The following is a 14,447-nucleotide window of genomic DNA, read 5'->3' as shown; positions in this document are numbered from 1 at the left end:
GTCAGGAGGTGCCCTGTGACGGAAAGCGTCGTTCCGGCGCGGATCGTGGACGTGGCCGCGCTCGCGGGCGTCGCCCCCGGCACGGCCTCCAAGGCGCTCAACGGGACCGGCCAGCTGCGCGCGGAGACGCGCGAGCGGGTGCGCCGGGCCGCCGAGCAGCTGGGCTTCACCCCGGACTCCCTGGGCCGCGGGCTGTCCTCCGGCCGCAGCTACACCGTGGGCCTGATCACCACCGACAGCTTCGGCCGCTTCTCCATCCCCGTCATGCTCGGCGCGGAGAACGCCCTGGGCGCCGGGGAGATGAGCGTGCTGCTGTGCGACAGCCGCGACGACCCGGTGCGCGAGCAGCACTACCTGCGCACGCTGCTGTCGCGGCGCGTGGACGGGATCATCGTCACCGGCCGGCGCACCGAACCGCGCCCGCCCGTGGGCGCACCGGCGCACGTGCCGGTCGTCTACGCCTTCACCCCCTCCCAGGACCCGGCCGACACCTCGCTGACCGTCGACCAGGCGGGCGGTGCCGCCGCCGCCGTGCGGCACGTGCTCGACCTCGGCCGGCGGCGGGTCGCGCACGTGACCGGCCCCGAGGACCACCACGCCGCCCAGGTGCGCCGGGCGGCCGCCGAGGCGCAGGCCGGGGACGCCCTCCTCGGGCCGGCCCTGCACGGGGAGTGGAGCGAGCGCTGGGGCCGGCTGGCCGCCGACCTGCTGCTGCGCCGCCACCCCGACGTCGACGCCGTCACGTGCGGCAGCGACCAGATCGCCCGCGGCGTCTGCGACGGGCTGCGCGACGCCGGCCGGCGCGTGCCCGAGGACGTCGCGGTCGTCGGCTTCGACGACTGGGACGTCATCGCGCTCGCCTCCCGCCCTCCGCTGACGACGGTCGCCCTGGGCCTGGAGGCGCTGGGCCGCCGCGCCGGGGAGCTGCTGCTGGCCGCGGTCGCCGGTCAGCCCTCGCCGGGGACCACGACCCTGCCCACCCGCCTCGTCGTGCGCGAGTCCACCGTCCGCGCCTGAGCGCGCCCCGTGGGCCCCGCGCGGCGTCAGCGGGCGGGCCGGGCGACCTCCACGGCATCCCCGACCCCGACCCCGACCGCCTCGGCGCCGACGGCGCGGTCGCGGCCGGTGAGCTTGGCCTCGTAGAGCGCGCGGTCGGCGGCGTCCACGAGGTCCTGCACCGTCCCGCCCCGCGCCGGGCGGGCCACCGCCCAGCCCGCGCTCACGGAGACGCTGGCGCGGGGGGACCCGGCGTGCTCGATGCCCAGGGCGCGCACGCCGGCCAGCAGCAGCCGCGCCACGTGCGCGGTGCCGCGCTCGTCGGTGGCCGGCAGCAGCACCGCGAACTCCTCGCCGCCGTGGCGGGCGCTGACGTCGCCGGGCCGCACGGCGACCGCGGCCAGGGCCGTCGCCACGGCGCGCAGGCACTCGTCACCGGCCGGGTGCCCGTAGCGGTCGTTGTAGCCCTTGAAGTGGTCCACGTCGCAGATCACCAGGCCCAGCGGGTCGTCGCCGCGCGCGGCCCGCTCCCAGCGCTCGGCGAGCGCGGCGTCCAGCGCGCGGCGGTTGGCCAGGCCGGTCAGCGGGTCGCGCATGGCGATGCGCTCCAGCTCGGCGTTGGCCCGCCGCAGCCGGGACTCCGCCTCGCGCCGCACCGCGACCTCCTGCTCGAGCTGGCGGGTGCGCAGCGCCACGACGCGCTCCAGCTCCACGGCGTGCTCCTGCAGGCGCCGCTCGCGGGCCAGCGCGTCCAGCGCACGGGTGAGGTCGACCTGCAGCAGGTCCAGCATCCGGCTGCGGTCGCCGGCGCCCGGTTCGAGCAGCAGGTAGCCGTGCTGGCGCGGGCCGGCCGCCAGGGTGCGGATCACGGCCCGGCGCCCGAGCAGCGCGAGCTGCTCGGGGGGCAGCAGCTCGTCGTTGCCGAAGACCGCGGAGCCCGTGCTCACCGCGCCCCGGGCGTAGGCCAGGGCGACCCGGGCCGCCGGCGCCGCGTCCTCGCGCTCCTCCAGCAGCACCAGGAAGCAGCTGCGCACCCCCAGCCGCGGCACGTGCGCCGCCAGCTCGTCGACGAGCTCCTCGAGCGAGGAGCACCCCGCGAAGGCCCGGGTGATCTCCAGCAGGTGGTCCTGGTCGAGCCGGGCCACCGCGCCGCGCTCGCCGCCCGCGGGCAGCGCGACGGGCGCCGCCCCGCGCCGGGTCGAACCGCGGCGCACCACGACGGCGGGCACCCGCACGTCCTCGGTGCCGCCGGTGCCGGTGGCCTGGGCGCGCAGCGCGCGCACCGCGGCGCGCCCCTGCTCGTGCAGGCCGGGGTCGACCGTCGTCAGCGACAGGCCGCCCTCGCGGGACTCGGGCAGGTCGTCGAACCCGGTCACGAGCACGTCGCCGGGCACCGACAGGCCCGCCATGCGCAGCGCGTCGAGGGCGCCGTGCGCCATGGCGTCGTTCGCCGCGACGACGGCGTCGAGGTCGCGGCGGCGCGCCAGCAGGGCGGTGACGGCGCGGTGGGCGGCCTCGCGGTGGTAGGAGCCGTCGAGGACGAGGTCCTCGTCGACCTCCATCCCGCGCTCGGCCAGGGCCGCGCGGAAGGCCTGCTCGCGCACCGCGGAGTCGGGGCTGTCGTGCACGCCGCGCAGCAGCGCGGGCCGGCGCGCGCCGCACTCGTCGATCAGGTGGGCCATGAGCTCGCGCACGGCGCCGGCGTTGTCCGCGTCGACGTTCGCCGTCCCCGGCGAGCGCCGCGAGATGGTGACGACCGGCACGCCCAGCGCGAGCGCGCGGCTGCACAGGACCTGGCCGAGCTGGTGGTACTGCACGGCGGTGACGACGAGGGCGGCGACGCGGCCCCGCTCCAGCAGCCGGACGAGGAAGTCCTCGTCCTGGCCGGTGCGGGGGTGGTTGACGGTCACCAGCACCGGAGTGCCGGTGTCGGCGAGCTCGTCCTCCACCCCGCGCAGGATGCCGCGCTGGTAGTCGGTGACCTCGTCGACGACCATGGCGACGAAGGGGCCCGCCGAGAACGGCGGTGCGGCGGGGGCCTGCGCGGCGAGGCCCCCACTCCCGCCGGACGGCACGGGTCCAGACATGCCTGGATCGTCGGCGCGTCCGGGCGCCACCTGTACGCCGCGGCGCCCCGGGGGCACCCGAACGGAGCACCGGGCGGGGACGGTCAGCTGGAGCCGCGGGCGAGGAAGTCGTGCCGCACGCGCCGGTGCCCGGGTCCGCCGCCGGCCGGGTCCAGCGCCTGCAGGGCGAGGTCCACGGCCGCCCGGGCCACCCCGGCCATGTCCACGGCCAGCGTGGACAGCTGCGGGGTGACGAAGGTGCCCAGGGTGAGGCCGTCGATGCCCAGCACCCGCACGCGCCCGGGCACCGCCACCCCCGCCTCGTGCAGCACCGACAGCGCCCCGACGGCCACGATGTCGTTCCAGCCGACGACGGCGTCCGGCAGGCCGTCGGCGACCAGGCGCGCGGTCGCCGTGCGCCCGGCGACCACGTCCTGCCCGCCGGCGGGCAGCACCTCCACCCGCAGCCCCGCCGCGGTGAGCACCTGCTCGATCAGCTGCGCCCGGTCCGTCGGGGCGCACCGGCTCCCGTCGAGGACGGCGACCGTGCGGGTGCCGGAGGCCAGCAGGTGCCGCGCGGCGTCGTGCAGGGCGGGCCCGGGGTCCAGCGCGACGGTCGCGGTGCCCGCCGGCGTGCCGCCGTCCGCGGGCGGGTCGACGCTGACGACGGGCATGCCGGCGAGGGCGTCCGCCCACACCTCGCGCCGGCCCACGTAGCCGACGACGGCGTCCACCTGGTGGGCCAGGTCGGCCAGGACCAGCCCGGGGTCGGGGGCGTGCACGGTGTCGACGAGGACGACGTTCCAGCCCAGGCGCCCCGCGTACCGCACCGTCGCGGCGGCGAACTCGGGGTAGTACGGGTTGGTCAGGTCGGAGACCACCAGGCCCAGCGTGTCGTGGGCGGCGCGCGCCAGGCCGCGGCCGAACCGGGACGGGCGGTAGTGCAGGTCCTTGGCGGCGCGCAGCACGCGCTCCTTGGTCACCGCGCTGATGCCGGGCATGTCGTTCATGGCCCGGGTCACCGTCTGCCGGGACACGCCCGCCGCCTGCGCGACGTCCTCGATGGTCGCCGCGCCGTGCGCGGGCCGCCGTGGCCGCCGGCCCGTGCCCGTCCCGTGCTGCTCGGCCGTCACCGCGCCCTCCACCCGCTCGTCCGTGCGGGGACTCTCCCAGACGGCGGCGGGGGCGGCGAGGGGGCGCACCGTCCTTGACAGCCTCCGACCCCGGTGGCACCGTCCCAGGAAGCCGTGAGCGCTCACGGCGCTCGCACCTGGATCTCGACGAAGAGAGTGGGTCGGCCGGATGTCACTGTCGCCATTCCCCGGTACGCGCAGCTCGCACGCCCCGCCCGGCACCCCCTCGCGCACGCCCTCGCGCCGGCGCGTGCTGCAGGCGGGAGCCGCCGCGGGCCTGCTCGCGGGCTGCGGTTCGGGCACCTCCATCTCCAGCGACCCGGACGAGCTGGTCCTGTGGTACTGGAACCGCTCGATCGCCCCCAGCCTGCTGGAGACCGCCGCGCAGCAGATCCCCGGCACGGGACGGCGCCTGCGCGCCGACGTCCTCGGCGGCGCGTTCGACACCAAGCTGCGGACGGGGTTCGCCGCGCAGGCGTACATCCCCGACATCACGGCCGTGAACTCCAACGCCGCGCTGTACTTCCCCAGCGAGGACCAGTTCCTCGACCTCGACGAGCTCGGCGCCCAGCAGCACCGCGGCGACTACTACGGGTGGAAGTGGGACCTGGGCCGCACCCCGTCCGGCCGCTTCCTCTTCTGGCCCATGGACACCGGGCCGACCGGGTTCTTCTACCGCGCGGACCTGCTGGCCGCGGCCGGGCTGCCGTCGGCGCCCGAGGAGGTGTCGGCGGCCGTCCGCGACTGGCCGGACTGGATCGAGCTGGGCCGCGAGCTGCGCCGGAGCAGCGACGTCGCCCTCATCGGCAACGCCGTCATGGTGTTCAACCAGTACCTCAACGCCTCCCCCGAGCGCTTCTTCGACGCCGAGGACCGGCCGCTGTTCCACGAGGACGGCTCGGCCGTCCGCGCGGCCTGGGACACCGCCGTCGCGGCGGTGCAGGCGGGCGCCAGCCTCAACCTGCAGGTCGAGAACGAGCAGAACGCCGCCTGGAACAGCGGCAAGCTCGCCGGCCACATCGAGGGCGCGTGGTGGATGAAGGTCCTCTCCGACACCGCGCCGCAGACGGCCGGGCAGTGGCGGCTGGCCCGCCAGCCCGGCGACCCCGGCAACAGCGGCGGCTCGTTCCTGGCGCTGCCCAAGGACTGCAAGGACCCCGAGGCCGCGTTCGCGTTCGCCCGCTGGCTGACCCTGCCGGAGAACCAGGCGCGCTCCTACACCGAGGTGCAGCTGTTCCCGTCGGCGCCGGCCGCCTTCACCTCCGGCATGGAGGACACCACCGGCTTCTTCGGCGAGCAGGACCCGCTGGCGTTCTTCAGCGACGCCGCGGCGAACGTCCCCACGACGTTCATCTCCACCTACGAGAACCAGATCGGCGCCTTCCGCGACCAGCTGCGGGTCGTGGAGTCCGCCGGCAAGGACCCCGACGCCGCCTGGCAGGACGCGGTCGACGTCATCGACAAGCTGCTGCGGAAGCGAGGCGTGATCTGATGGCCCTCACCCTGCGCACGACGACGACGGGGACGCCGCCGGGCCGGCGCACCCCGCAGGGCGTCGCCGCGGCACGCCGGGGGGTGCGGTCCTGGTGGCCGCAGTACCTCGCCGTCTCCCCCTTCTACGTGCTGTTCCTCGTCTTCGGCCTCTTCCCCATCGCCTTCTCCGTCTACCTGTCCTTCACCGACTGGGACGGCATCGGCGAGATGCGGTTCGTCGGCCTGCAGCAGTACGCCTACCTGCTGCAGGACTCCCGGTTCTGGAACGCCGTGGGCAACACGCTGGTCATCTGGGTGATCTCGACGGTGCCGATGCTCTTCACGGCGCTGGTCCTGGCCTTCCTGCTGCACCAGAACATCCGCTTCAAGGGCTTCTACCGGGTCGCCTTCTTCGTGCCCAACGTCACGAGCATGGTCGCGATGGCCATCGTCTTCGGCTCGATCTTCTCCGACAGCTTCGGCATCGTGAACTCCGCCCTCACCGCGATCGGACTGCCCACCTACGCGTGGCTGTCCACCGAGTGGGGCGTCAAGATCACGATCGCGGCCATGGTGGTCTGGCGCTGGACCGGCTACAACGCGATCCTCTACCTGGCGGCGCTGCAGTCGGTGCCCAGCGAGGTCTACGACGCGGCGAAGGTCGACGGCGCGGGCTTCTGGCGGACGTTCTTCTCGGTGACGATCCCCATGCTGCGCCCGGTCATCCTCTTCACCGTCATCACCTCCACCATCGGCGGCCTGGGGCTGTTCACCGAACCGCAGGTCCTCTTCGGCGCGGCCAACGGCAACGGCACCGTCGGCGGGGTCGACGAGGCCGGCATGACGATCGTCCTCTACCAGTACGACCAGTCCTTCACCCAGCTGGACTTCGGGTACGGCTCGGCCATCGCGTGGGCGCTCTTCGCCATCGCCGCGGTCTTCGCCGTCATCAACTGGCGGCTGCTGCGGGACCGCGACGCGCTCCCGGCCGCCTCCCGCCGCACCAGGAGGGCAGCGCGGTGAGCGCACCGGAACTCGTCCACACCCCCGCCGGCGCCCGGCAGCCGCGCCCGGCCCCCGTGCAGCGCCCGCGCCGCAGCGGCCGCTGGGTGCTGGGCCGCCTGGTCACCCACGGCTGCATCCTGCTCGGCGTCGCGCTTTCGCTGTTCCCGTTCTACTGGCTGCTGGTCATGTCGACGAGCACGACGGCGCAGATCTTCGACTACCCCCCGCGGCTGGTCCCCGGCACCCACCTGCTGGAGAACCTGCGCAACGTCGTGGCCGACGTCGACCTGCTGAGCGCGCTGCTCAACTCGTTCATCGTCTCCGCCTCGCTGGCGCTGGCCGTGGTGCTGCTGGACTCGCTGGCGGCCTTCGCCTTCGCCAAGTACCGCTTCCCCGGCCGCAACGTGCTCTTCGCGGTCCTGCTGGCCACCTTCCTCGTCCCGGGCAACCTGTCGCTGGTGCCGAGCTTCGTGCTCATGTCCGAGCTGGGCTGGATGGGCGAACTGCAGGCGCTCGTCGTGCCGGGCGCCGCCAACGCCTTCGGCATCTTCCTGCTGCGCCAGTTCGCCCAGGCGTCCATCCCGGACGAGCTGGTCGAGTCCGCCACGGTCGACGGTGCCGGGTTCTTCCGCACCTGGTGGTCGATCGCGATCCCGATGCTGCGCGGTGGGCTGGCGTTCCTGGGCATCTTCACCTTCGTCACCGCCTGGAACGACTACATCTGGCCGCTGGTCGTGCTCGTCGACCCCGGCGAGCAGACGCTGCAGACGGCGCTGGCCCAGCTGAACTCCGTCTACACCACCGACTACGGCATGATCATGGCCGGGGCCGTGGTGAGCGTCCTGCCGCTCATCGGCATCTTCCTCATCGGCGCCCGGCACTTCATCGCCAACATCGCCGCCGGTGCGCTCAAGGGCTGAAACCCCCGGCGCCGGGACGGGGCGTCCCGGTAGGGTCCGCGCTCGTGGACGTCCTGCGCTACGCCGCCTTCACCGACCACCCCGACGGCGGGAACCCCGCCGGTGTCGTCCTCGACGCCGGCGGGGCCGCTGACGAGCAGATGCTCGCCGTCGCGGCGGAGGTGGGCTTCGCCGAGACCGCCTTCGTCGTCGGCGGCGGGCGCGAGGACGAGCCCCGCCGGTTCGCGCTGCGCTACTTCTCCCCGCACGCCGAGGTGCCGTTCTGCGGGCACGCCACCGTCGCGACGGCCGTCGCGCTCGCCGAGCGGCGGGGTGCGGGCCCCTTCGCCTTCGACACCCCCGTCGGTCCGGTGGCGATCGACACCGCCCTCGCCGGCGGCCGGGCGACGGCCTCGTTCACCAGCGTCGAGCCGCGCGTGGACCCGCTGGCGCCCGAGGTCGTGGACGCCGTCCTGGACCTGCTGGGCCTGGCCCGCGACGACCTCGACGAGGCGCTGCCGCCGCGCACCGCCTCCGCGGGCAACCCGCACCCGCTGCTCTTCGTGCGCGAGGCGGCCGCCTTCGACGCCTTCACCTTCGACCCGGCCGCCGCCCGCCGCCTCATCGACGCCCAGGGCTGGCCCGCGACCATCGCGCTGGCGCACCGGCGGGGACCGGCCGAGTTCGAGACCCGCAACGTCTTCCCCGTGGGCCCGATCAGCGAGGACCCCGCGACCGGCTCGGCCGCCGCCGCCCTCGGCGGCTACCTGCGCGCGACCGGCGCCGTGGTCCCCCCGGCGCGGGTGCTGGTCCACCAGGGCCGCCACGTGGGGCGCCCGGGGCTGCTGGTGGTGGACGTCCCCGCCGAGGGCGGGATCGTCGTCACCGGCACCGCCGTCGCGATGCGCTGAGCGCTCAGGCGGTCGGGCGCGGCCCGGCGGCCTCGTCCGCCGCGCCCCCGCCCCCGCCCACCACCCGGTTGCGCCCGGCCGCCTTGGCCTCGTAGAGGCGGGCGTCGGCACGCGCCAGCAGCGAGGTCCTGGTGCTGTCCACCGAGGCCGCCGCGACGCCCGCGCTCAGGGTGACGCCCCGGCCGGGGGTGATCGCGGACCAGTCGTGCTCCTCGACCGCGCGGCGCAGGCCCTCCACCACCGCCAGCGCGGCGGGCAGGTCGCCGGTGCACAGCACGAGGAGGAACTCCTCGCCGCCGAGGCGGGCGGCGAAGGACTCCTCGCCCGGCACGAGCGCGAGCGCCTCCTCCAGCAGACCGGCCACCACGCGCAGCACCTCGTCGCCCACCTCGTGGGAGTAGGTGTCGTTGACGGCCTTGAAGTGGTCCAGGTCCACCAGCGCGGTGGCCAGGGTGCGGGGGCCGGAGCGGAAGCGCCCCAGGAGCGCGGGCAGCCGCTCGTCGACGAACAGCCGGTTGCGCAGGCCCGTCAGCGGGTCGCGCCGGGCCTGCTCGCGGTAGCGCGCCGCCTCCTCGCGGGCGACCTCGGTCTCGAACAGCGCCTGCCGGGCCCGGGCCTGGGCCTCGCGCTGGGCCGAGAGCGTCTCCTTGTCCGCGGCGTGGAACGCCTTGTGGGCCTCGAAGGCCCCCCGGTAGTCGCCCAGCGCGGCCAGCACCTCCGCCTCCTCGGCGAGGGTGCGCGCGCGGAAGCCGCCCCAGCCGTCGGTGCCGCAGGCGTCGCGGGCGCGCTGCAGCGTCCCGGCCGCGGTGAGCGGCTCGCCGAGGTGGCGCTGCGCCGCGGCCAGCGTCAGCAGGTACTCCGGCAGGTCGTCGTGCAGCTTGGCGTCCATGTGCGCCGCCGCGTCCACGGCCTCCTGCGCCACCCGCACCGCCCGCTCGGGGTCGCCGGCCAGCAGGTGGACGCGGGCCACGGTGTCCAGCGCGCTGGCGTTGAGGGGCCGCTGGTACTGCTCGCTGAGCTCCTGCATCAGGCGGCACTCGCGCTCGGCCGCCGCGGCGTCGCCGGCCTCCAGCGCGCTGTAGGCGCGGTTGTTGACCACGAGCAGGTGCAGCTGGGCGTCGCCGGCGGCCAGGTCCTCCGCACGGGCGTACCAGCTGCGGGCGTCGTCGGCCGCGCCGAGCTCGTCGAGCAGGTCCGCGACCTTGATGAGCACGCGGGTGCGCAGGCGGCGGGGCACGCGCTCGTCGGAGGCGGCGACGGCGTCCAGGCCGTGCTCGAGCGCCGTGGGGCGGTCCCCGAGGTCGGTGAAGACCCGCGAGAGCACCCAGCAGGCGCGCACGAGGGCCTCGCCGGTCAGCTGACCGCTCTCGCGGGCGCGGGTGACCAGCGCCGCGGCGCCGGCGGCGTCGCCCCGGCGCTGCTCGGCGTCCGCCCGCCACACGAGGGCGGCGGCGGCCGCGCGGGCGCTGCCGAGCTCCTCGGCGCGCCGCTGCAGCAGCCGGGTGCGCTCGACCGCCGCGGCCGGGTCGGAGCCGACGAGGTCGTCCAGGCCGTCCAGCAGGTCGGCGAGGGAGGCGCCGGCGACCACGGTCGCGCTCACCGCCCCACCCCCGTCCCGGTTCCCGGTCCGGGACAGGCATCGGCACGGCGCCGGGGCGCCTGGAGGGTCAGCCGGCGACGAGCTCGAGGCGCCGGGACTGGTCGGAGGCGAACTTGCGCTCGGGGTCGACGGCGTCGCGCACCTTCCGCCAGGCCGGCAGCTGCGGGTACATGCGCGCGAAGCGGTCGGCCGTCGTGCGCGAGTCCTTGGCCAGGTACAGCCGTCCCCCGGCGTCCAGGACCATCTCGTCGAGCAGGTCGCACAGCTGGCCCAGGCCCTTCTTGACCGGCAGGTCCACCGCGAGCGTCCAGCCGCGCGTGGGGAAGGACAGCGGGGCGTCGTTGGCGTCGCCGAAGCGCTTGAGGACGTTCAGCGCCGAGATGTGCCCGGAGTCCACGATGGCCTCCATGCTCGACCTCAGCAGGTCCGTGCGCTCGAACGGCACGACGAACTGGTACTGCAGGAAGCCGTCGGGACCGTAGGCCCGGTTCCAGTCCGCGAACAGGTCGAGCAGGTGGTAGAACTGCGTGATGTTCTGCACCATACCGGACTTGGTCTTCGACTTGCGGTAGTAGAACTCGTTGAGCGCCTTGGCCGACAGCCGGTTCAGCATCCCCGAGGGGAACAGGTCGGGGAAGCGCGCCAGCTGCGGGGCGTCGAACTTCAGCGGGTCCTTGCGCAGCTCCGGCGGCAGGTCCTCCAGCTTCGCCGAGGACCCGCGCAGCAGGAAGCCGCGCCCCATGTGCTCGCCCTTGGTCACCGAGTCGAACCACGTCTTGGAGTACGTGTAGTTCTCGTCGTTCTTCTGCAGCCGCTCGAGCATGTCGTCGAAGTCGGGCGTCTGCTCGACGTCGGCGATGAAGTAGGAGGTCTCCACCCGGTCCAGGCGGATCTTCGCGCGCAGCACGATGCCGGTCAGGCCCATGCCGCCGGTCGTCGCCAGGAACAGCTCGCGGTCCGGGCCGTCGGGGGTGAGCGTGCGGACCTGCCCGTCGGCGGTCAGCAGGTCCATCGACAGCACGTGCCGGGTGAAGGTGCCCTGGGTGTGGTGGTTGCCGCCGTGGATGTCGGCGCCGATGGCGCCGCCGACGGTCACCTGCCGGGTGCCCGGCAGCACCGGCACCCACAGCCCGTGCGGGACGACGGCGCGCAGCAGCTTGTCCAGCGAGCACCCGGCGTCCACGTCGGCGACCGCGGCGTCGACGTCGACGTCGTGGATGCGGTCCAGCGCCGTCATGTCCACCACGAGGCCGCCGGCGTTCTGCGCCGGGTCGCCGTAGGAGCGCCCCAGGCCGCGCGCGATGACCCCGCGCGGGCCGGCGGTGCGCACGGCCTCGGCGATGACGTCGAGGTCCGCGGTCCGCAGGACGGTGGCCGCCGTCGGCGCCGTGCGCCCCCAGCCGGTGAGGCGCCGGGTCGTGCGGCTCGCGCCGTCGGCGTCGGCTGCCGGGGTCGTCCGGGGCTTCAGGACAGGGATGCTCACCACGCGCAGAGCCTAACCGCCGGCCCCGACATCGCCCGGACGGCGGCTGCGCCCACGGCCCGTCGCCGCCGATGGACTCCCCGTGACCACCACCCGCGAGCCGATCCGCCCGACGACGTGGACAGCCGTCGTCGTCGTGCTGACCGTCGTCGCGGCGAGCGTGCCCGAGCCGTCGTCCACCGTCGGCACGCTGAGCTACCCCGTGGCGGTGCTGGTGCTCACGGCCGCGATGGCGCTGGCCGTCGCGCGGGTGCCGCGCGGGCACCGCCAGCCGTGGCTGTGGCTGCTGGCGGGCAACACGACCTTCCTCGTCGGGGAGACGCTGTTCGCGGTCCAGGCCGTGCGCGGCACCGACGCCTTCCCCACCGCCGCGGACCTCTGCTACTGCCTCGCCTACGTGCCGCTCGCCGTCGGGCTGCTGGAGCTCAACCGCCGGCGCGCCACCCACCGCTACCGCGGCAGCCTGCTCGACGCGGGCATCGTCTCGCTGAGCGCGGCCACGCTCTTCGGCGTCTTCGTCGTGCTGCCGATGGCCTCGGACGCCTCGCAGTCGCCGTTCGCGCGCGCCGTCAGCTCGGCCTACCCCGTCTGCGACCTGCTGCTCGTCTTCCTCGTCGCCCGCCTGGTCACCGGGCCCGGCAGCCGTCCCCCGGCCTTCTGGCTGCTCGTCACCGGCTGCCTGTGCACGATCACCGCGGACCTGTTCACCAACGTGCAGCAGCTGACGCTCGGCGAGGCCACCTACCCGCGCTGGGTGAACGCCCTCTGGCTGGTCTGCTACGGCTCGTACTCCGTCGCCGCCGCCGCCTCGGTGCGCCCGTGGGGCCGGGTGGACACCCCCGAGGCGGCCGGGGGCCTGACCGCCTGGCGGCTGCTGCTGCTCGGCGTCGCGGCGGTGCTGCCCTCCGGCGTGCTCGTGGGCGCGTCGCTGGCGGGGCACCAGGTCCCCGTGGCGCTGCTCGCGGCCGGGTCGATCGCCCTCGTCGGGATGGTCGTCGCCCGCATCTGGGACCTGCTGCAGCGGCTGCGCGCGCAGTCGGCCCGGCTGGAGGCGCTGGCGCGCACCGACCCGCTGACGGGCCTGGCCAACCGCCGCACCCTCGACCACGAGCTGGTCCGCACCTGCCGCGCGCTGGGCGAGGCCGACCTGTACGCCGCGCTGGTGGACCTGGACCGCTTTAAGGCCTACAACGACGGCCGCGGGCACCAGGCCGGCGACGAGCTGCTCAAGGCCGCCGCGGCGGCGTGGGCGCAGGCCCTCGGGCCCGGCGGCTTCCTGGCCCGCTGGGGCGGGGAGGAGTTCGTCGCCCTGCTCGTCGAGGACGACCCGGCGCGCGCCGTGCGGCGGCTGGACGCGCTGCGCGCCGCCGTGCCCGACGGGCAGTCCTGCTCGATCGGGGTGGCCCGCTGGGACCGCGCCGAGGACGGCGCGAGCCTGCTGCGCCGCGCCGACGCCGCGCTGTACGCGGCCAAGGAGGGCGGCCGGGACCGGCTCGTGGCGCCCGGCCTGCCCCCGGTGGGCGCGGTCGCCCGCCCCTGAGGCCCGGCGCGGGCGCGCCCGGGCGGCCCCGCGCTCGCGCGCCTAGGCTCCACGCGTGAGCAGGGACGCCCGCAGGGACCTCGACGTCGTCGTGTTCGGCGCCAGCGGCTTCGTCGGGCGCCTGGTCGCCGCGCACCTGGCCGCGCACGCCCCCGCCGGCTTCCGCGCGGCGCTCGCGGGACGCTCCCGCGAGCGGCTGGCCCGGGTCCGCGACGGCCTGGGCCCCGCCGCCGCCGGCTGGCCGCTGCTCGTGGCCGACGCGGCCGACCCGGCAGCGCTGCGCGAGCTCGCCGCCTCCACCCGGGTCGTCGTCTCCACCGTCGGCCCCTACCTGCGCCACGGGCTGCCGCTGGTGCGGGCGTGCGCGCAGGAGGGCACCCACTGCGCCGACCTCACCGGCGAGGTCCTCTTCGTGCGCCGCAGCATCGACACCTGCCACGAGCTCGCCGGCGCCACGGGCGCGCGCATCGTGCACTCCTGCGGCTTCGACTCGGTGCCCTCGGACCTGGCGGTGCTGCTGACCGCCGAGCGCGCCGGCCCGCTCGCCGAGGCGGTCCTGGAGGTCTCCTCGCTGCGCGGCGGGGTCAGCGGCGGCACGCTGGACTCGCTGCGGCTGCAGCACGACACCGCGCACGGCGACCCGGCCGCCCGCGCGCTGCTGGCCGACCCCTACTCGCTCAGCCCCGACCGCGCCGCCGAACCCGACCTCGGCCCCCAGCCGGACCTGCCGCCACCGGCCCGGCTGCCCGACGGGCGCTGGAGCGCGCCCTTCGTCATGGCGCCGTTCAACACGCGCGTCGTGCGGCGCAGCAACGCGCTGCGCGGGCACGCCCACGGGCCGCTGCGCTACCGCGAGGTGCTCACCTTCTCGGGGCCCGCCGCCGCCGCGGAGGCGCACGCGGTCACCGGAGCCCTGGCCGGGCTGTCCCGGGCGCTGGGCGTGCCGGCCGTGCGGCCGCTGCTGGACCGCCTGCTGCCCGGCCCCGGCTCCGGGCCCTCGGAGCGCACCCGCCGCACGGGCCGGTTCGCGACCGTGCTGCGGGCGCGGGCGCTGGACGGCTCGGGCTGGCGCACCGTGGTCTCGGCCGCCGGCGACCCCGGGTACGCCGCGACGTCGGTCATGCTCGGGCAGAGCGCGCTGGCGCTGGCCCTCGACGAGGACCGGCTGCCCGCCGCGGCGGGCGTGCTGACGCCGGCCACCGGCATCGGCCCGCTGCTGGGCGCGCGCCTGCGGGCCGCCGGCTTCACCGTCACCACCGACCGCGTCGCGGCGCACCCCCCGTCCGGGCCCCCGATCGGGTGATCGGTGGGCGCGGCGCTCCGCGATGCCGGACAGTTCGC

The 14,447-nt window shown here is 75.9% G+C and carries 11 protein-coding genes; 7 read left to right on the top strand and 4 right to left on the bottom strand.

What is annotated here, in order from left to right; genetic code table 11:
* Nucleotides 1-15 precede the first annotated feature (15 nt).
* Entirely contained in the window at nucleotides 16-1,017 is a 1,002-nt protein-coding gene (locus ACRYM2_RS04510; RefSeq protein ID WP_432520164.1) for a LacI family DNA-binding transcriptional regulator, read from the top strand.
* Nucleotides 1,018-1,043: 26 nt separating this feature from the next.
* Here ACRYM2_RS04510 and ACRYM2_RS04505 read toward each other — a convergent pair whose 3' ends face one another.
* Both ACRYM2_RS04505 and ACRYM2_RS04500 read right to left on the bottom strand, forming a co-directional pair.
* Nucleotides 1,044-3,083, bottom strand: coding sequence for a substrate-binding and GGDEF domain-containing protein (locus ACRYM2_RS04505; RefSeq protein ID WP_432520163.1), 2,040 nt, complete (start codon nucleotides 3,081-3,083; stop codon nucleotides 1,044-1,046).
* An 83-nt stretch (nucleotides 3,084-3,166) separates the two neighbouring features.
* On the bottom strand, nucleotides 3,167-4,264 hold the full coding sequence (locus ACRYM2_RS04500) for a LacI family DNA-binding transcriptional regulator (protein WP_432520162.1): 1,098 nt from the start codon (nucleotides 4,262-4,264) through the stop codon (nucleotides 3,167-3,169).
* A 181-nt stretch (nucleotides 4,265-4,445) separates the two neighbouring features.
* Between ACRYM2_RS04500 and ACRYM2_RS04495 the strand changes: the two genes are divergently transcribed.
* From ACRYM2_RS04495 to ACRYM2_RS04480, 4 genes are read left to right on the top strand one after another with little or no spacing between them, the layout of a single operon-like run.
* Complete coding sequence (locus tag ACRYM2_RS04495) at nucleotides 4,446-5,687, top strand: ABC transporter substrate-binding protein (RefSeq protein ID WP_432520161.1); 1,242 nt, start codon at nucleotides 4,446-4,448, stop codon at nucleotides 5,685-5,687.
* A complete protein-coding gene (locus tag ACRYM2_RS04490; protein WP_432520159.1) occupies nucleotides 5,687-6,691 on the top strand; it encodes a carbohydrate ABC transporter permease in 1,005 nt (334 codons plus the stop codon). Before ACRYM2_RS04495 ends, ACRYM2_RS04490 begins: the two co-directional genes overlap by 1 nt.
* Nucleotides 6,688-7,593: a carbohydrate ABC transporter permease gene (locus tag ACRYM2_RS04485; RefSeq protein ID WP_432520158.1), complete on the top strand. Its 906-nt coding sequence runs from the start codon at nucleotides 6,688-6,690 to the stop codon at nucleotides 7,591-7,593. Before ACRYM2_RS04490 ends, ACRYM2_RS04485 begins: the two co-directional genes overlap by 4 nt.
* A gap of 44 nt (nucleotides 7,594-7,637) precedes the next feature.
* Nucleotides 7,638-8,483, top strand: coding sequence for a PhzF family phenazine biosynthesis protein (locus ACRYM2_RS04480; protein ID WP_432520157.1), 846 nt, complete (start codon nucleotides 7,638-7,640; stop codon nucleotides 8,481-8,483).
* A gap of 4 nt (nucleotides 8,484-8,487) precedes the next feature.
* On the opposite strand, the gene ACRYM2_RS04475 is transcribed toward ACRYM2_RS04480, so the two are convergent.
* On the bottom strand, nucleotides 8,488-10,083 hold the full coding sequence (locus tag ACRYM2_RS04475) for a GGDEF domain-containing protein (protein ID WP_432520156.1): 1,596 nt from the start codon (nucleotides 10,081-10,083) through the stop codon (nucleotides 8,488-8,490).
* 67 nt (nucleotides 10,084-10,150) lie between these two features.
* Nucleotides 10,151-11,551: a decaprenylphosphoryl-beta-D-ribose oxidase gene (gene dprE1 / locus ACRYM2_RS04470; protein WP_432520205.1), complete on the bottom strand. Its 1,401-nt coding sequence runs from the start codon at nucleotides 11,549-11,551 to the stop codon at nucleotides 10,151-10,153.
* A gap of 97 nt (nucleotides 11,552-11,648) precedes the next feature.
* On the opposite strand from dprE1, the gene ACRYM2_RS04465 reads away from it, so the two are divergent.
* Both ACRYM2_RS04465 and ACRYM2_RS04460 read left to right on the top strand, forming a co-directional pair.
* Entirely contained in the window at nucleotides 11,649-13,106 is a 1,458-nt protein-coding gene (locus ACRYM2_RS04465; RefSeq protein WP_432520154.1) for a GGDEF domain-containing protein, read from the top strand.
* A 55-nt stretch (nucleotides 13,107-13,161) separates the two neighbouring features.
* The gene (locus ACRYM2_RS04460) at nucleotides 13,162-14,409 is read left to right on the top strand and encodes a saccharopine dehydrogenase family protein (protein WP_432520153.1); all 1,248 of its coding nucleotides are present in this window, start codon (nucleotides 13,162-13,164) and stop codon (nucleotides 14,407-14,409) included.
* The last annotated feature ends 38 nt before the right edge of the window (nucleotides 14,410-14,447 follow it).

The sequence above is a fragment of the Kineococcus aridisoli genome (assembly GCF_050871885.1).
In the GTDB taxonomy this organism is placed as follows: Bacteria; Actinomycetota; Actinomycetes; order Actinomycetales; family Kineococcaceae; genus Kineococcus.
Note: the sequence above shows the minus strand (reverse complement) of the source record. Positions and strands in the feature narration are given on the sequence as shown.

Bases quoted from the DNA above. Each gene is read 5' to 3' on its own strand.
- ACRYM2_RS04505 (WP_432520163.1), bottom strand. From the start codon at position 3,083: ATGTCTGGACCCGTGCCGTCCGGCGGGAGTGGGGGCCTCGCCGCGCAG.
- ACRYM2_RS04490 (WP_432520159.1), top strand. From the start codon at position 5,687: ATGGCCCTCACCCTGCGCACGACGACGACGGGGACGCCGCCGGGCCGG.